Below are 15,766 nucleotides of genomic sequence, written 5' to 3' on the forward strand. Positions count from 1 at the left end.
AAACCGCTTAAAGCGCTTGGCGCCGCTAAAGATTATTCGCCGGATGAGGAATGCCGGTCGCGCCACTTCTTGAAGTGCGCCGCCGCCGCCGCATCGTTTTCAATGCGCAGCTTGCGTAATTTTCTGGTTCGTTCGCGTTTGCGTTCGGCTTGTGCGTCAAACTCGCCAAGCGCCTCAGCTTGCGCCCGCTCTTGCCTGGCGCGCCGGAAAGCAACCGATTGACTTGTCAGGGGCTTGGCCATGAGACGTCTTTTTTTCCGGGGTTGAGGAGGCATAGAGCGCTGAATGCGCTCTATGCCGGGTAGGGGTTAGCTTTTGACGCTAAGCTGGCCTGCGGAGATTTTGCCGCGCTCAGTTTGCGTTTCGAAGCTGACTTTCTGGCCGTCATCCAGACCGCGGATGCCGGCGGCCTCAAGGGCGGTCGCATGGACGAACACGTCCTTGCCGCCATCATCAGGCTCGATAAAGCCGAAACCTTTTTGGGAGTTGTACCATTTCACTGTTCCAGTCGCCATGTCGTTATTCCTTTCAAACAGGCTGAAGCGCCCGGAAATGTTCCGAGCGCGGATTGGCTGCCGATGTTTGGAGGAGAATAAGAAGCTTGCTTCCGCGGCCTAATAGACGGCCTTCAATCATGGCATATCCACCATATGCGCTTTAAAGGCCGGGAATGCAAGGTTTTCCGCGTGCAATGAACGCCGGCCAGGGAAAACCGGGGCTGCGCGCCGCTCCGGGGGGCGTTCTTTCGTATGAAAAAAGGGCCGGCTCCCCCCGCCGGCCCAACAGGCTGCGCAACTCTACTGACGGTCAAACGGCTTAGTTAATGCGCGGATGACGCTTCATCCGCGTTTGCCGGCGCCGCATGGACCGGAAACGATCCATGCAGCGCGGGGGTTAGAGCGCGCCTTTGCGCCAGGGCCCGCGAATGGCGAAGGTGACGCCCGGCGACTGGACGTTGGCGAACAGCCAGTCGTCATGGAAGGTCGCGCCGCACCATTCCCGGCTGGAGTAGTTGCCGACCGGATTGTCCCAGAAGTTGGCTTTGGCGCCCGGGAAGAAGGCGTCGATCTTGTCGATGTCGCCGTCTTTCAGGTCGATGATGTTTTCCGCGAACGGGAAGATGTCGCCTTCGGTGGTCAGCCCGATGAGACGCTTCGGATTGGAGCCGCCGTCCTCGCACAGAACGATGCCGCCGCGCGGGGAGATGGCGATGTTGTCCGGACCGTCGACGTCTTCGCGGTCAGCCGATTCATAAACGAGGCTGACCGTTTCCTGGCGCGGATCATAGACCCACACCTGGCCGAGGCCGGCGGCGCCGCCGCTGGTCGAGACAAAATAGATCTTGCCGCCGTCTTCCCAGCAGCCTTCGCCGCGGGCGATGATCGCCGCATCCGGCGCAGAGTCGAAAGCCCGGCCTTCCTTGCCTTCCGGGTCTTCGACTTTCTGCCAGCTCACCTTGAACGTATCGCCCGGCTGATAGCCGAGGCGAAGGTCCTTGCGGGGCTCGCCCTCGATGACCATGGCGAAAAGCTCGCCGCCGTCGCGCAAGGGGCCGCGCTGGCGCCATCCGCCCCAGCCGCCCCAGCCGAAATGACCGCGGCCATGACCGTGACCATAGCCGCGGCCCCAGCCGCAGGACGCGTCATGGGCGCCCGGCTGCACATATTTGTAGAACGCGGACGTGCCGGCGTCTTCGGTCTCGTAGACGACGCCCGTCCACGGATCGACGGCGACGGCTTCGTGCGAGAAGCGGCCGGCGGCCTTGATCGGCTGGCCGTTGGAGGTTCCGAAAGCCGGCACGTCGAAGATGTAGCCATGGTTGAAACCGTCCGCGCGGTCGTTCCAGCTATGGAAGGTTTCTTCGCAGGAGAGCCAGGAGTTCCACGGCGTGCGCCCGCCCGCGCAATTGCGGATGGTGCCGCCGAGGCTGGTGTAATGGCGCACGAAACGGCCGCGGCGAAGATCGAAGACGAGGTTCGTCGTGCCGCCATATTCGTTCGGGTTGTAAACGCCGCCGGGAACCTGGCACGGCGTGCTTTCGCCGGTCGACAGTTCATGGTTGCGCACAAGCGCGATGTGATGGCCGAATTTCGCGCAGACCGCCATGCCGTCATGATCGGTCGGCGTCGGACGGCCGTCATCCATGACCTGGCCGGTCCAGCCGAAGGACATGTATTCAAAGCCTTCCGGCAGGGCGAGCAGTTTAAGACCGGTGACGAGGTCTTCTTTCGGCGAAACCGGGCCGTAGTCCGGCGAGAAGTCCCAGCGGCGGCCTCTGCGGCGGCCATGGGCGTCGGCGGACGACAGCGCCGAAAAGGCGAGACCGGCGGCGCCAACGGCCGACGCGCCTTTTAAAAGATTGCGGCGGTCGAGGGACGGCGATTCACTGTTTGATTGCGACATCAGCAGATTTCCTCAGCTTTCAAAATGAAAGGGGCCGCCGCGCATGCGGACGCCATGACGAACGCCGCGTCAGCGTTCGCATCCACACCGTCCTCACGCGTCGCCCCTTGGGTCAGGACGAATGGAGAACCGCTCTCCCTTGCCGGGGCGAGCGGTGTGCTTATGCGCGGACATTCGAATGAAGCGGCCGCGCGAAGATCATCCTTGTCCGGATGATGCGGCGGACCCTAGGGCGATTTCCTGACACGAATGTCTCAGAACGATTACGGCTTGATGACAATCCTTCCTCGCGATCTTGAGGGCTTGTCACGAGGGATGCGGCGCACTAAATAGACGGCTTGGAGAAATTATGTCCGAGCTTGTCACCCGCTAAACCGTTTTAACGGCGTTTATGAAACGAAGCCGACGCACAAAGTGCAGAGGCTGACGCATATTGTGCGGCTTTCTTTCATTGCGCCCGGTTTAGCCTGTTATTCGGACTCTCTATCCATGAACATTTCAAAAGCGGAGCAACGCACGTTGCATGTGTTGGCGCGTGGCGGCGCCATTCTGTTTGACAAAGACGACAGAGGAAAAATCGTCGAGATCAATTGCGCCAGTCCCGAAGGCTGGACGCTGGCGGACTGCACGCTCGACGTCTTCAAAAAGCTGAAACGGCGCCGGCTCATCGCCTCTTCCAATGGCGGTCCTTACCGGATCACCGGGCTCGGGCGGCGGTCGGTGCGCGCGCAGCTGGATAATCGGGCGTAAATCCCCGCGTCCGGTTTGGGAAACGCGCATTCTCTGTTAGAGTTTTCCTCTAAGGGAGAAAAAGAATGCGCCTTTCCTTGGTTGTCGCGTTTGTCATCGCCGTCTTCGCCGGAGCGGCGTCCGCGCAGGTTCCGTCGCCGGACGCCGCGCCCTCGACCCCGGTCGCCACGGTCGAGCTCGATCCTTTCGAGCCGACCCGCGAGGAGGCGGTGCTTGAATCTTATGTGGACGGCGTCGTCGCGGCCCACCGGCGCGAGCACGACGCGCCGGCTGTCGCCGTGAGCGTCGTCCGGGACGGGCGCATTCTGTTCGCCAAGGCCTATGGAGACGCCGATGTGGAAACGGGCGCGCCCGCAAGCGGAACACGCTCGCTCTTCCGCATCGGGTCGGTCTCCAAGACGTTCACCTGGACGGCGGTGATGATGCTCTATGAGCGCGGGCTCATCGATCTCGACGAGGACGTGAACCGTTATCTCAAGGGCATGCAGATCCCGGAGGCTTTCGATGCGCCGGTCACCATGAACGACCTGATGGCGCATCGCGCCGGTTTCGAAGATACGCTCGAAGTTTTCACCGTGCCCGACACGACGGATAAATCCCTGACGGATGTGCTGGCCGAGCAGATGCCGAAGCGCGTCTATCCGCCGGGAACGCGCACGTCTTACTCTAATTGGGGCGCGGCGCTCGCCGCCAAGATCGTCGAGGACGTGTCGGGCGTTCCTTATGAAAAGTTCCTGCAGGATGAAATCCTGACGCCGCTCTCGATGACGCATACGACGCTCAAGGGGCCGGCGCTGATGAATGACGAGACGCGCGCGGCGCTGGCGAAGGCATATGAGCTCAAGGCCGGCGACTATGCGCCTGCGGACTATATGGAGATCGGGCCTTACGCGCCGGCGGGCGCCATGGCCTCGACCGCAAACGACATGGCGCAATGGATGCTCTTGCATATGGGGCGTGGGGAATATAACGGCGCAAAACTGATGCGCCCGCAAACCCATGATTTCATGTGGACGCGAGCCTTTGACGACCGGCCGGCGGGCGCCGATCTCGCTCACGGCTTCATGACCCGGCATTACCGGGACGTCGTCAGTTTCGGCCATGGCGGCGCCACCTCTTCCTATTACACCGATATGACCATGGTTCCCCAGTTCGGGATCGGCGTTTTCGTCTCGCAAAGCGGAACCATGGACCGCACGCTCGTGAGCGATCTTCCCTGGCTCGTTATCGATCATGTTCTGGACGCCCCGCCGGACTTCGCTCATGACGATCCGGGCTTTGCGGACAAGGCCGAAGGGTTCGCGGGAGCCTATCTCGACAACCGGCGCTCCTTTTCGCGGTTCGAAAAACTCTTCGCCACGGACAGTACGGCCGAGGTCGCGCCGGCGAAAGGCGGACTGACCGTCAGCATAGAGGGAAAGACTTTCCATTATGCGCCGGTCAAGGGCGCGGCGGACACCTTCGAAAACCGCCATGGCGCACGCCTCGTTTTCGGCCGCGACGAAAAGGGCCGCGTCACGCATTTTACCGGAAGCTGGGGCGTTCACTCCTATGAACGGGTCGGCTTTGCGACCAATCCGCTATTGCTCAATCTCGCCTTCGGCCTCGCGCTTTTATTCAGCGTCACGACCGTCGCCGGCGCATGGCGGCGGCAGGGCCGCGGCGCCTTGAAGACGCGGGCGGGCGCGCTTGTCGGCCTGGGCGCGATCGTCGCCGCAGGCCTCGTTTTTGCGCTCGCCGGCGCGTTCGTCTGGATGGCGGTGCAAATGGCGAATGCGGACGCCGCGATGTTGCTTTCCTATCCGCCGGCGTCGATCGTTATTCTGCGTCTCGTCGCGCTCGGCGTCTTTGCGGTTGCGATCGCCGGGCTGGTCAGCCTGTGGCCGGCCTGGAGCGGATCGGGCTGGCGCGTCTGGCGCAAGCTTCACCATACGGCGTTCGCGCTGGCGCTCGCCTATTTCGCATTGATGCTCGTGGTCTGGAACGTGATTTTCGCCCCGACGGCGTAAGGCGCAAAGCCTGGCGCCTTACGTCAGGCCGGCATCGCCCGGCGCAACCGGCCGTCGACGCGGATCGGTTCGATGGTTTTGGCGAGCCCCGTCGCCGGATCGGTTTCGACCATGACGCCGCAGATCGTCGCTTCGCCGTTTGCCGGGGCGAAGCGTCCGGCGTTCATTTTAGTGATGAAGCGGCGCAGGGGCTCCGATTTTTCCATGCCGATGATGCTGTCATAATCGCCGCACATGCCGAGATCAGTGATATAGCCGGTGCCGCGCGGCAGGATCTGATCGTCCGCGGTCGGAATATGAGTGTGCGTCCCGACGACAAGGCTCGCGCGTCCGTCGAGGAAATGACCCATGGCGCATTTCTCGGAGGTCGCTTCGGCGTGAAAATCGACGACGATCGCATCCACGTCTTTACCAAGGACGGCGCCGGCAAGTTCGCGCTCCATGGCGGCGAAAGGATCGTCGCTCGGATGCATGCCGATCTGGCCTTGCGCATGCGCCACCAGAACGCTGGCGCCGTTTTTCGCTTCGAAAACGCCGCTGCCGCGGCCCGGATTGCTCGGCGCGAAATTGAGGGGGCGAAGCAAGCGGTCCTCACGGTCGAAAATGTCGATTTCGTCACGCTGGTCGTAAGCGTGATTGCCCGTGGTCAAGACATCGGCGCCGGCCTCGAGCACCGCCTCGGCGATATCGCCGGTGACGCCGAACCCGCCGGCGGCGTTCTCCACATTGACGACGATGAAATCGAGGGCGAGCTTCTTTTTCAGGCCCGGCAGCCGGTCGAGCAGCGCATTGCGCCCGCTCCTGCCCATGATGTCGCCGAAAACCGCAATCCGCAAAACGCGCCTCGCTTTTTTAATGGTCGCGTTTTCTGCGGAAAACCGGTCTCCACTTTTCCGGAAAACGCTCCGTGACTACCCTGAACACCGGGTCGCGCCGCGCTCGGTGACGATCCAGTCCAGCGGCTGATCTAGGGGCGAGAGGGGGAGCGCGTCAACTTCCTGCGCCCCGAAGGCGTAGCCGACGGCGAGCGGGGCGCCGGACTGGCGCAAAGCCTCAAGCGTCCGGTCGTAATAGCCGCCGCCATAGCCGAGCCGGCCGCCCTCTGGCGTGAAGGCGAGAAGCGGGATGACGAGGATGGTGGGCGTCACGGCGGGCGCGGTTTCAACCGGAACGAGCTCGCCGTAAGAGCCGTCGACGAGATCGTCGCCCGGCTGATAGGCGCGAAAGACGAGCGGCGCCTTTTTCTTCTCGACCACGGGAAGTGCCACCGCCGTTTCCTCTTCGACGAGAGCGGCGACCAAAGGTTCGGTGTCGAGTTCCTCGCGCATTGGGAAATAAACCGAAACGACCGTCCCTTCCGGGCGTTCGATGGCGCTCATGAAATTGGCCGCCGCATGGACGCCGGCGTCGGGCCGGGCTTTCGCCGCGGCGCGGCGTTCGCCTTTCATGCGCTCGCGCAGGATTTTTTTCGGGCTCGGGAAAGAGGCGATGGGCGGCAGCATGAAAGCGGCTCTCCGCTTTTTTGAAAATAAGGCGCCGCCCTGGCCGTCGGACTTTTATTCGCCCTGGACCCAAAGGACCAGGTGGGCGCCGCGGTGATAGGGACCACGGTCCCAGTCAGAGGCAGCTCCCGTTCTAAGTGATAAGCCCCGGGGAATGTCGTCCTGACGGGCCGGGCAGCCCGCCACAAATAAGCCTCTGAACGGGCTTCGTAAAGGGATCAGCCTGCGGTGTTTTCGCTGCGCTTGGCCGCGGATTTCTTGGGATCGTCGTTCATGGAGCGCCAGCTCGGATAAAGCAGGCAGCCAAGGAAAGAAAAGGATGCGGCGATAAGCAGTCCGAGGGCGAAAACGCCGCCGCCCGCTTCGCCCAGCCAGTTCGCGACAAGGCAGGTGCAGGCGATGATGAGATATGGATAAACCGGCGGATCCTGCGTCATATAGCGTTTGACGAACAGGCCCATGGAAACCAGCAAAAGCACCAGCGAATAGATGTCGAAAATCGTGAACATGGGGTTCCCCTAAATCACGCAACCGTTTCGACAGTAAGCATCTGAAGTTAAACCGGCCTTAACCGAGAAAAAGGCGTGGTTAATGCAAGCCTGCCTGTTCAGGTTTCGTTAAGGCTATGACCGCCAAGCCTGGTTTAGCCCGCATGCCGATAAACGCCGATCTGCGCGGCGCCATATTGGCGCCGATCGTCTTCGATGAAGCCTTGCATTTGCGCCGGGACCTCGTCCTTGCCCTGTTCGACGACCGCGACGGCGCCGGGCGCCAGCCAGCCTCCTTCATGCAGCGCCTTCAGGGCCGGTTCAGCGAGCCCCTTGCCATAGGGCGGGTCGAGGAAGGCGAGGGTGAAGGGCGGGCCGACGCCGGCAGGCTTGGGGCCGAGATCCGCAGCCGAGCGCCGGTGAATGCGCGTGACGCCGAATAAGGACAAGCTTTCCGCATTGTCGCGAATGGCGCCGCGCGCGCCCGCATCCGTCTCCACGAAAAGGCACCAGGCGCCGCCGCGCGACATGGCTTCAAAGCCGAGCGCGCCGGAGCCGGCGAACAGATCGATGATGCGCGCGCCGTCGAAGTCCACATCCTCGCGGGACGAAAGAATGTTGAACAGCGCTTCGCGGGTGCGGTCCGCCGTGGGGCGCGATGTTTGTCCCTTCGGCGCCGCAAGGCGCCTGCCGCTGAACTTGCCGCCGATAATGCGCATGGGTGTTTCGTTCTCTTAAAGGATGCTTTTATCCGCTAGCGCAGGGCGGAGGCTTTCGCCAGTTCTTCCTCCACTTTCGCGCCTTCCGCCGCCCGCGGCTTGGAAAGCCGGGCGAAGAGCAGGAACGAGACCGGCGTCAGGAACAGCGTGAAGACGGCGGCGAAGCCGAGCCCGCCGAAAATCACCCAGCCGAGCGCCGCGCGCGCTTCCGACCCGGCGCCCGATCCGGTGATCAGGGGAAGGCTCGCCAGGAGCGTCGAGAGCGCCGTCATCAGGACGGGCCGCAGGCGCGTCATGGCGGCGTTTTCGATGGCGTCGCGCACGCTCATGCCCCGGTCGCGCAGCTGGTTGGCGAATTCGACGATGAGAATGCCGTTTTTCGCCATGATGCCGATCAGCAGGACGAGCCCGATCTGGCTGAAATAGTTGATCGACCCGCCGGTGAGAAGAATCGCGTAAATCGCCGCTGCAAGCCCGAAAGGCACCGTCACCATGATGATCAGGGAGCTGACGAAACTTTCGAACTGCGCGGCGAGCACCAGGAACACGATAATCGCGGCGAAGCCGAAGACGAGAAGCGTCGTTCTGTTGGATTCCTGCAGGACTTTCGCTTCGCCGAGCAGGGTGATGGATTGCGATCCGGTGAGGACCTCCGGCGCGATCCGGCGCAATTCGCGGACCGCCTCGCCGATGCGCGCGCCGTCGGCGAGATTGGCGGAAACCGGCACGGCGCGCCGGCGCTGTTCGCGCGAGAGATTGGCTGCGACGGCTTCTTCGCGGATGGAGGCGACCGAGGACAGGGGCACGAAATCGCCCGTCGCCGTGCGCACGTAAAGATTGGCGAGATCGATGGGATCGTTCACCGGGGCGCCGCCGGACGACACCATGATGTCGAGGGCGTCGTCGCCGATGAAAACCTGCGCGGCGCGAAATTCGTCGGCCATGGCCTGGACGGTCGTCGTGATGGCGTTGACGGGCACGCCCAGCGCCGCCGCCGCCTCGCGATCGATATCGATGGAGACCTGCGGCTGCGAGGTTTCGAAATCGAGACGGGCGTCGGTGAAGAGCGGGCTTTGTTGCAAACGCCCGGCGAGCGCTTCGGCGGTTTCCCCCGCAGCGTCGTAATCATCGCCGGCGACCGCGAATTGCAGCCCCTGTCCGCCGCCGCGGATATTGAGCGAATTGCCACCTCTCAAAAACGCCATCACGCCCGGAATATCGCCGAGAAGCTGACGGATTTCGGCCTGGTATTCCTGTTGCGTCTTGTCGCGTTCCGACCAGTCGTTGAGCCGCAGGAGCAGGAACGAAAAATCGCCGCCGCGCACGCCGTTCATGGACATCATGAAAGGCGCTTCGCCGGTCTCCACATAAGGTCTGAGGCGTCGTTCGATTTCGAGAACCTTGGAGTCGAGATAATCGAAACTGGCGCCTTCCTGGGCCCGCACCATCATGAAGATGCGGCCGCGGTCCTCATCCGGGGTCAGTTCGCGCGGCGTCAGGTTGAAGGCGGTGAAGGCGCCCGCCGCAAACAGGACGGAGAGAAGGGCGGGAATGACCGGCCGGTCGAGGCATAACCGCAGGGCCGGCCCGTAAATCGCGGCGAGCGGGCCTTTCGGTTTTTGCGGCCGCTCGGCGGGATCGTCGCTGTCGGCAAGGGCCATCTCTTCACGGAATTCGCGGCCGAGCTTCACCGTCAACACCGGACACAAGGTCAACGCCACGAAAGACGAGACCATGACGGCGAAAGCGAGGACGAAGCCGAATTCGGAAAACAGCTTGCCCGCCTGGCCAGGCAGGAAGGAGATGGGAATGAAGACGGCGACCAGCGTCGCCGTGGTGGCGAGCACGGCGAAGACGATCTCGCGGGTGCCGAGCACCGCCGCGGCGCGTTTGCCTGCGCCCATGCCGCGCCAGCGCTGGATGTTTTCGGTGACGACGATGGCGTCGTCGACCACAAGGCCGGTCGCCATGACGAGGGCGAGCAGCGTGATGATGTTGATGGAAAAACCGGCGAGCCACAACGCGGCGATGGTGCCGAGAAGCGAGACCGGAATGGTCACCGCCGGGATCAGCGTCGCGCGCAAGGACCGCAGGAACAGGAAGATGACGATGACGACGATGCCGGTGGCGAGAAGCAGGCTGCGGAAAACTTCTCTGATGGCGGCGTTGATGAAGATGGAATCGTCGATCGTGACGTCGACGGACACATTCGGGGGCAAAGACCGGTTCAATTCGTCGACGGCGGCGCGCACATCCTGCGAGACTTTCACCGTATTGGATTGCGCCTGACGGACAATGCCGATGCCGATGCCCGACACGCCGTTGACGCGCGCCGTGGTGGTTTCGTCTTCATAGCCCCATTCCACGACAGCGACGTCGGACAGGCGCGTTTCGTCGTCTAGACGCAGTTCGCCCACCTCTTCGGGCGTTTTGGCCGAGGATTCCGCGCGAATGAGCAATCGCTGGGCGTCATTGCGCAGGCGCCCGCTGGGCGCGCTCAAGGTCGCGCTGCGCAGGACATTCGCCACATCGACCACCGTAAAGCCGCGCGCGGCGAGGGAGACCGGCATGACGCGCACGCGGATAAGGCGGTTCTTCACGCCATAGGCGTCGGCCTGGGCGACCCCTTCCACCCCTTGCAGGCGCGGCACGATGACGTCGTCCACAAGATCGGCGAGATCGCCGGGGTCCATGTTTTTCGCGGCGACGGAAAGGCGCAGGATGGGCGAGGCGTCGGTGTCGGCCTTGATGACCTGCGGGTCTTCGATGTCCTCAGGGAGTTCGTCGATAATGCCGGATACGGCGTTTTTCACGTCCGTCGCGGCGAGATTGACGTCGACATTCGAAGAAAATTCGGCGGTGATGCGGCTGCGCGCGAAACTTGAAGACGAAGAGATAGATTTGACGCCGTCCACCTGGGAAACGGCGCCTTCGAGGATGGCCGTCACTTCCGCGTCGATCGATTCCGGCGTGGCGCCTGGGTAAGTCGTGCGGATAGAGACGACGGGCCGGTCCACATCCGGCAATTCGCGCACTTCAATGCCATTGATCGCGGCGAGCCCGGCGATCACGATGAGCATCGACACAACGGCGGCGAGGATCGGGCGCTGAATGAAGATGCCGACAAAGCCGGCGTTGGTGACGGGGTCGGCGGGCTTTTTGCTCATGGCGGGATTAATCGCCTCCGCCGCCGGCCGCAGCGCCGGTCCCGCTGGCGCCGACGGCGGCGGCGCCTTCGCGGGCGTCTTCCTGCGATGCGTCGCCGGGCAACGGGAAGCCCGCGCGCACCCGGTCGGAGCCTTCCCAGACGATCATGTCGCCGGGCTCGACGGCGCCCCTGACGAGAACGATATTATCCGTACGCTGAATGATAGAGACGTCGGCGCGCTCGGCGCGGCCGTCCTCGCCGCGCTTCCAGACATAAGGGCCGTTGCGGTCCCATTGAATGGCGAGGCCGGGAACGGAAACCGCCGGTTCGCCCTTGCTCGTGGTGGAGACTGCGAAAACCGCGCCCGGCAGCATGGCGCCGTCTTCATTATCGAAGGTCGCCTCGATCTTCAGCGTGCGCGTTTCCGGATTGACGCGGCTGTCGATGGCGGTGACCCGGCCTTCATGGGTCCCGCCGCCGGAGGAGGCGAGCCCGGCCGTGACTTTCTGGCCGATTTCGACAGCGCGGGCGGCTTCCTGGGGAATGGCGAACTCAACGACGATGGAGGAGGTGTCGTCGAGGGTCGTCACCTGGTCGCCGGCCCTTAGATAATCGCCCGCTTCGATTTCCGTAAGGCCGATGACCCCGTCGAAAGGCGCGCGGATGGCGCGCTGCTGAAGGGCGTATTGCGCGGCGCGCAGATCGGCTTCGATGGTCTTGTATTCATTATAGGCGGCCTCGGCCTCGAGCGCGGAGGCGGCTTCGGTCTCTTTCAGATCGGCGTAACGCTCGGCGTTTTCCTTGGCGATCGGATATTGCGCCCTGGCGCGTTCGAGCGCGATGCGCTGCTGGCGTTCGTCGAGCCGCAACAAGACGTCGCCTTCGGATACTTTTGCGCCCGGCGCGATATTCACTTCGACGACATTGCCGGTCGCCTCCGACGTCAAAGCGACGCTTTTCAGCGCCCGGCCTTCGCCGATAACGTCGAGCGTGCGCCCGACCGAGGCTTCTTCGGCCGCGACCATGCTGACGGCGGGCATGAAGCCGCCGCGTCCGCCGCCCGGGCCCCCGGGACCGGCCATGGAGGCGTCCGGGGCGCCGCCGCGCATCGTCAGGACGACGGCGGTCGCGCCCGCGCCGATGACGAGGCCGGCAAGAGCGCCGGCGACAAGCGAGCCAGGCAATTTCATGGTCGAACTCTCTCCCAACCGGCCTTCCGGCCGCTCATGGCGACAGGTCTAATACAGACTAACGTATGAACCCTTACGTTCCGTCGCCGATGCCCGGTCTTTCATGCGGCGGCGAAAATCAGGCTAGTCTGCTGAATTTGCTAAGAAATTCCGCCCTCAAAGAGGGGCGCCGCAGACCGGTCCGTATGTGACGCATCCAAAATCTACTGTGCAGGCGCAAAAAACACCAATCCCTCCGGGAAAAATCGGCGTTCTCACGCCGATTTGAAGCCGATATTCCCGGCGTCGAAACCGCAAGAATCGGGTGGTGCGCGCCTTGTCCGCCGGTAGCGTCAGCGCCGGCGAGAAGGAAAGGCCTGTTTCATGATCACCTGTTTCATCAAATACGAAATCGACCCCTTCAGGAAAGATGCGTTTGAAACCTACGCTCGAAACTGGGGGCAGGCGATCCCGCAATGCGGGGCCGACCTGATCGGTTACTTCACGCCTCATGAGGGCTCGGCAACGACCGCTTACGGCGTGTACACGCTTCCCTCGCTTGCTGCATACGAGCAGTATAAACAGCGTCTTGCCGAACATCCGCTTGGCAGGGAGAATTACGATTTCGCGAAAGCCGAGCGGTTCATCACGCGTGAAGACCGTATTTTTCTGAAGCTTGCTTCCGGGCCCCATGCGCCGCTGAAACCATACTGACCAAGAGACAACGGAATTCGATCATGACCGACGCCAAAACCGCCGCCTTTCGCGCCCTTCATAAACCCGGCGCGCCTTTCGTCATCCCGAACCCATGGGACGCCGGCTCTGCGCGCATTCTTGAAGGCTTGGGTTTCAAGGCGCTGGCGACGACGAGCTCCGGTTTTGCGATGACGCTCGGCCGGCGCGATTATGGCGTCACGCGAGAGGAAGCGATAAGCCATGGCGCCGCGATTGCGGACGCTGTCGGCGTTCCCGTATCGGCGGATCTTGAAAACGGCTTCGGCGTCTCGCCTGAAGCCGCGGCCGCGACCGTGCGCGAGGCGATGATGACCGGTCTCGCCGGCGGCTCCATTGAGGATTCGACCGGCGATAAGGACGAACCCGTTTTCGACGAGGCCCGGGCCGTGGAGCGCGTCGCCGCTGCGAGCGAGGCCGCGCGCGCCGGCGATCGCGATTTCGTCCTCACCGCGCGCGCCGAAGCGTTTCTCTACGGCGTTGGCGAGATCGACAAGGTGATCGCGCGCTTGAACGCCTTCGCCGAGGCCGGCGCCGACGTTCTTTATGCGCCGGGCCTTCCCGACATGGCGGCGGTGCGCGCCGTCTGCAAAGGCGTTTCGAAGCCGGTGAATGTGCTTATTCTCGGCGCGCTGACCCAGCATAGCGTGGAAGAGTTCGCGCAAGCGGGCGCGGCGCGGCTTTCCATCGGCGGCGGGCTCGCCTGGAACGCTTATGGGACGCTCGCCGCTGCGCAGAGCATGCTGAGCGACGGGCGTTTCGATTGCCTTGGCGTAAACCGCGACGGCGCGAAAAAGGTCGCGCCGTATTTAAAAGGGTGACCTTTTTGCAACCTTTACGGCGAAGCGCGCCGGCAAGCCTTTCGCCGTTGCGCAGGACCCGCTAAAGACGCTTCGCGCGCCCCGACGCGCATAGTAACGGCATTCAAATGACGATGAACGAAACTTTGGCGCCGGCCCCGTCGCAAGGGCCCTGGCGGCGCGAGTTTTTCGCGCTCATGGCTATCGGCTTGCCGATGGGCCTGACGCAGCTCGTCCAGTTTTCCATCAACACCGTCGACGTGGTGATGATCGGCCAGCTCGGGCCCGAGCCGCTCGCCGCCGCGGCGCTCGGCCTCGTCATGTTCTATGTTCTTTATGTCGCCGGCATGGGGCCGGCCATGGCGGTCTCGCCCATGGTCTCCCAGGCGCTCGGCGCCGACGCGGAAGAAACGCGCGACGTGCGCCGCTCGGTGCGCATGGGGCTGTGGCTCGTGGGGATCGGCGCGCCCATCCTGTCGCTGATTTATTTGTTCGCGGAAGAATTCGCGCTGATGACCGGCCAGCCGGCGCATGTGGCGGCGCTCGCCGAGCCTTATGTGCTGGCGCTGGTGCCGGGCCTTCCTTTCGCGCTCGGCGTCATCGTCCTGAGGAATTTTCTCGCCGCCATCGAGCGCGCGCGGGCGCCGCTTTATGTCATCATCCTGACGACGCTGCTGAACGCGCTTCTCAACTATCTCCTGATCTACGGCAATTGGGGGTTCCCGCGGCTTGAGCTGGTGGGCGCGGGGATCGCCTCGTCGCTGTCTCACGCCATCGGCTTTTTTGCGCTCGTCGCTTACATCTCCTGGGAAAAGCGTGCGAAACGGTTCGAGCTGTTCCATAATTTCCAGCGCTCCGACTGGCCGCGATTCGCCGAAGTTGCGCGTCTCGGCTGGCCGATCTCCATCACCATCGGTTTCGAGGCGATGCTGTTCAACGCCGCGGTGTTTTTGATGGGGCGCATCGGCGTCAATGAAATGGCCGCCTATCAGGTGGCGCTTAATGTCGCCGCGCTCGCTTTCATGATGCCTTTGGGCTTGTCCATGGCAGGCGGCGTGCGCGTGGGGCTGATGGAAGGCGCGAAAGACAGGGCCGGCGTGCGGCGCGCGGCGGCTATGGCGGTCTTGTGCAGCATCGGCGCGATCATGCTCGTCGCCGTGCCGGTGATGCTCTGGCCCATGGGGGTCGCCGGATTTTATCTGGAGCCGGGCGATGCGAACAACGCGGCGGTGTTGGCGCTGGTCGCGTCTTTCCTGCCGATCGCTGCGGCGTTCGCCCTTTTTGACGCAATCCAGGTGGCGGCGGGGCAGGCTTTGCGCGGCCTTAAGGACGTCCGCATACCGATGATCCTGACGGGAATCAGCTATTGGCTGATCGGGTTTCCCATCGCGGCGTGGCTCGGGCTTGGAACGCCGCTCGCCTCCATCGGCGTGTGGTGGGGCCTTCTCGCCAGTCTTGTCGCCGCGGCGCTGTCCCTCGGCGGACGGCTGTGGCTCGTCACCCGCGATTAAGCACGGCGTCCAGATTCGGCATGAAGGGAATGTCCGTGTCGTCCGGCTTTGCGCCGGCGGCGGTCAGCATGGCGTGAACCTGTCCCCGGTGATGGGTCTGGTGATTGAAGAAATGGGTGATCAGAACCCAGCGCGGCAAAGTGATCTCGCGGTTCGCCGCGCCGGAAAACCAGGTGAGGCCGCCTTCGATTTCGGCCCCGGTCATGGCGTCCGCCCAGGCGAGGATGTGCGCGTCCGTCTTGTCGCGTTCGGCGCGCAGGATGTCCCAGTCTTCAAAAAGGGAGGCCGATTCCTTGATGCCTGCATCCGGCGCCTCGGACGGTGTAAAGCGGCTGAGCCACATGCGGTCGCCCCAGAGCACATGGTTCAAGCTGCCGTGGATGGAGCCGAAAAAAGCGCCGCGGCCTTCCCGGCGCTCCGCATCGCTTAATGTTGCGGCGGCGTCATAGAGGCTGCGGTTCTGCCATTCATTGTAGGCCGCCATGAGCCGCATATGAGCGGGGGAGATCATGGAAGGTTTCCCATCGCCGGCGCG

The 15,766-nt window shown here is 63.3% G+C and carries 15 protein-coding genes and 1 other RNA gene; 5 read left to right on the forward strand and 11 right to left on the reverse strand.

Annotation, left to right across the window (positions count from 1 at the left end; translation table 11 throughout):
- Positions 1-32 precede the first annotated feature (32 nt).
- The 3 genes from CW354_RS09420 to CW354_RS09430 all read right to left on the reverse strand — a co-directional run bounded on the left by CW354_RS09420 (position 33) and on the right by CW354_RS09430 (position 2,403).
- Complete coding sequence (locus CW354_RS09420) at positions 33-242, reverse strand: hypothetical protein (protein WP_104829743.1); 210 nt, start codon at positions 240-242, stop codon at positions 33-35.
- Positions 243-308: 66 nt separating this feature from the next.
- On the reverse strand, positions 309-515 hold the full coding sequence (locus CW354_RS09425; protein ID WP_104829744.1) for a cold-shock protein: 207 nt from the start codon (positions 513-515) through the stop codon (positions 309-311).
- Positions 516-894: 379 nt separating this feature from the next.
- Positions 895-2,403, reverse strand: coding sequence for an alkaline phosphatase PhoX (locus tag CW354_RS09430; protein ID WP_104829745.1), 1,509 nt, complete (start codon positions 2,401-2,403; stop codon positions 895-897).
- 489 nt (positions 2,404-2,892) lie between these two features.
- Between CW354_RS09430 and CW354_RS09435 the strand changes: the two genes are divergently transcribed.
- Positions 2,893-3,153, forward strand: coding sequence for a YjhX family toxin (locus CW354_RS09435; RefSeq protein ID WP_104830080.1), 261 nt, complete (start codon positions 2,893-2,895; stop codon positions 3,151-3,153).
- Positions 3,154-3,218: 65 nt separating this feature from the next.
- Positions 3,219-5,162, forward strand: coding sequence for a serine hydrolase domain-containing protein (locus CW354_RS09440; protein WP_104829746.1), 1,944 nt, complete (start codon positions 3,219-3,221; stop codon positions 5,160-5,162).
- A gap of 23 nt (positions 5,163-5,185) precedes the next feature.
- On the opposite strand, the gene CW354_RS09445 is transcribed toward CW354_RS09440, so the two are convergent.
- The 7 genes from CW354_RS09445 to CW354_RS09475 all read right to left on the reverse strand — a co-directional run bounded on the left by CW354_RS09445 (position 5,186) and on the right by CW354_RS09475 (position 12,209).
- Positions 5,186-5,998: a TIGR00282 family metallophosphoesterase gene (locus CW354_RS09445; RefSeq protein ID WP_104829747.1), complete on the reverse strand. Its 813-nt coding sequence runs from the start codon at positions 5,996-5,998 to the stop codon at positions 5,186-5,188.
- A gap of 75 nt (positions 5,999-6,073) precedes the next feature.
- Positions 6,074-6,664 carry a 5-formyltetrahydrofolate cyclo-ligase gene (locus CW354_RS09450; RefSeq protein WP_104829748.1) on the reverse strand — a complete coding sequence of 197 codons (591 nt, stop codon included), beginning with the start codon at positions 6,662-6,664 and terminating at the stop codon, positions 6,074-6,076.
- Between the two features lie 27 nt (positions 6,665-6,691).
- Positions 6,692-6,848, reverse strand: a non-coding RNA gene (gene ssrS, locus CW354_RS09455) — 6S RNA.
- Between the two features lie 34 nt (positions 6,849-6,882).
- Positions 6,883-7,173 (reverse strand): XrtV sorting system accessory protein, encoded by a 291-nt coding sequence (locus CW354_RS09460; protein ID WP_104829749.1) that lies wholly within the window; start codon positions 7,171-7,173, stop codon positions 6,883-6,885.
- A gap of 134 nt (positions 7,174-7,307) precedes the next feature.
- Positions 7,308-7,871 carry a 16S rRNA (guanine(966)-N(2))-methyltransferase RsmD gene (gene rsmD / locus CW354_RS09465; protein WP_104829750.1) on the reverse strand — a complete coding sequence of 188 codons (564 nt, stop codon included), beginning with the start codon at positions 7,869-7,871 and terminating at the stop codon, positions 7,308-7,310.
- Positions 7,872-7,906: 35 nt separating this feature from the next.
- The gene (locus CW354_RS09470; protein WP_104829751.1) at positions 7,907-11,038 is read right to left on the reverse strand and encodes an efflux RND transporter permease subunit; all 3,132 of its coding nucleotides are present in this window, start codon (positions 11,036-11,038) and stop codon (positions 7,907-7,909) included.
- Between the two features lie 7 nt (positions 11,039-11,045).
- On the reverse strand, positions 11,046-12,209 hold the full coding sequence (locus CW354_RS09475; protein WP_104829752.1) for an efflux RND transporter periplasmic adaptor subunit: 1,164 nt from the start codon (positions 12,207-12,209) through the stop codon (positions 11,046-11,048).
- A gap of 363 nt (positions 12,210-12,572) precedes the next feature.
- Here CW354_RS09475 and CW354_RS09480 point away from each other — a divergent pair, with 363 nt between their 5' ends.
- The 3 genes from CW354_RS09480 (at position 12,573) to CW354_RS09490 (ending at position 15,231) form a co-directional block, all read left to right on the forward strand.
- Complete coding sequence (locus tag CW354_RS09480; RefSeq protein ID WP_104829753.1) at positions 12,573-12,902, forward strand: NIPSNAP family protein; 330 nt, start codon at positions 12,573-12,575, stop codon at positions 12,900-12,902.
- A gap of 23 nt (positions 12,903-12,925) precedes the next feature.
- The gene (locus tag CW354_RS09485) at positions 12,926-13,741 is read left to right on the forward strand and encodes an isocitrate lyase/PEP mutase family protein (protein WP_104829754.1); all 816 of its coding nucleotides are present in this window, start codon (positions 12,926-12,928) and stop codon (positions 13,739-13,741) included.
- Positions 13,742-13,848: 107 nt separating this feature from the next.
- A complete protein-coding gene (locus tag CW354_RS09490; RefSeq protein WP_104829755.1) occupies positions 13,849-15,231 on the forward strand; it encodes an MATE family efflux transporter in 1,383 nt (460 codons plus the stop codon).
- On the opposite strand, the gene CW354_RS09495 is transcribed toward CW354_RS09490, so the two are convergent.
- Positions 15,218-15,742 (reverse strand): DinB family protein, encoded by a 525-nt coding sequence (locus CW354_RS09495; RefSeq protein WP_104829756.1) that lies wholly within the window; start codon positions 15,740-15,742, stop codon positions 15,218-15,220. The genes CW354_RS09490 and CW354_RS09495 overlap by 14 nt on opposite strands.
- Between the last annotated feature and the right edge of the window lie 24 nt (positions 15,743-15,766).

It is taken from the genome of Hyphococcus luteus (assembly GCF_002943565.1).
In the GTDB taxonomy this organism is placed as follows: Bacteria; Pseudomonadota; Alphaproteobacteria; order Caulobacterales; family Parvularculaceae; genus Hyphococcus; species Hyphococcus luteus.

Bases quoted from the DNA above. Each gene is read 5' to 3' on its own strand.
- CW354_RS09420 (WP_104829743.1), bottom strand. From the start codon at position 242: ATGGCCAAGCCCCTGACAAGTCAATCGGTTGCTTTCCGGCGCGCCAGG.
- CW354_RS09460 (WP_104829749.1), bottom strand. From the start codon at position 7,173: ATGTTCACGATTTTCGACATCTATTCGCTGGTGCTTTTGCTGGTTTCC.
- CW354_RS09495 (WP_104829756.1), bottom strand. From the start codon at position 15,742: ATGATCTCCCCCGCTCATATGCGGCTCATGGCGGCCTACAATGAATGG.
- CW354_RS09435 (WP_104830080.1), top strand. From the start codon at position 2,893: ATGAACATTTCAAAAGCGGAGCAACGCACGTTGCATGTGTTGGCGCGT.
- CW354_RS09430 (WP_104829745.1), bottom strand. From the start codon at position 2,403: ATGTCGCAATCAAACAGTGAATCGCCGTCCCTCGACCGCCGCAATCTT.
- rsmD (WP_104829750.1), bottom strand. From the start codon at position 7,871: ATGCGCATTATCGGCGGCAAGTTCAGCGGCAGGCGCCTTGCGGCGCCG.
- CW354_RS09470 (WP_104829751.1), bottom strand. From the start codon at position 11,038: ATGAGCAAAAAGCCCGCCGACCCCGTCACCAACGCCGGCTTTGTCGGC.
- CW354_RS09475 (WP_104829752.1), bottom strand. From the start codon at position 12,209: ATGAAATTGCCTGGCTCGCTTGTCGCCGGCGCTCTTGCCGGCCTCGTC.
- CW354_RS09440 (WP_104829746.1), top strand. From the start codon at position 3,219: ATGCGCCTTTCCTTGGTTGTCGCGTTTGTCATCGCCGTCTTCGCCGGA.
- CW354_RS09450 (WP_104829748.1), bottom strand. From the start codon at position 6,664: ATGCTGCCGCCCATCGCCTCTTTCCCGAGCCCGAAAAAAATCCTGCGC.
- CW354_RS09480 (WP_104829753.1), top strand. From the start codon at position 12,573: ATGATCACCTGTTTCATCAAATACGAAATCGACCCCTTCAGGAAAGAT.
- CW354_RS09485 (WP_104829754.1), top strand. From the start codon at position 12,926: ATGACCGACGCCAAAACCGCCGCCTTTCGCGCCCTTCATAAACCCGGC.
- CW354_RS09490 (WP_104829755.1), top strand. From the start codon at position 13,849: ATGACGATGAACGAAACTTTGGCGCCGGCCCCGTCGCAAGGGCCCTGG.
- CW354_RS09425 (WP_104829744.1), bottom strand. From the start codon at position 515: ATGGCGACTGGAACAGTGAAATGGTACAACTCCCAAAAAGGTTTCGGC.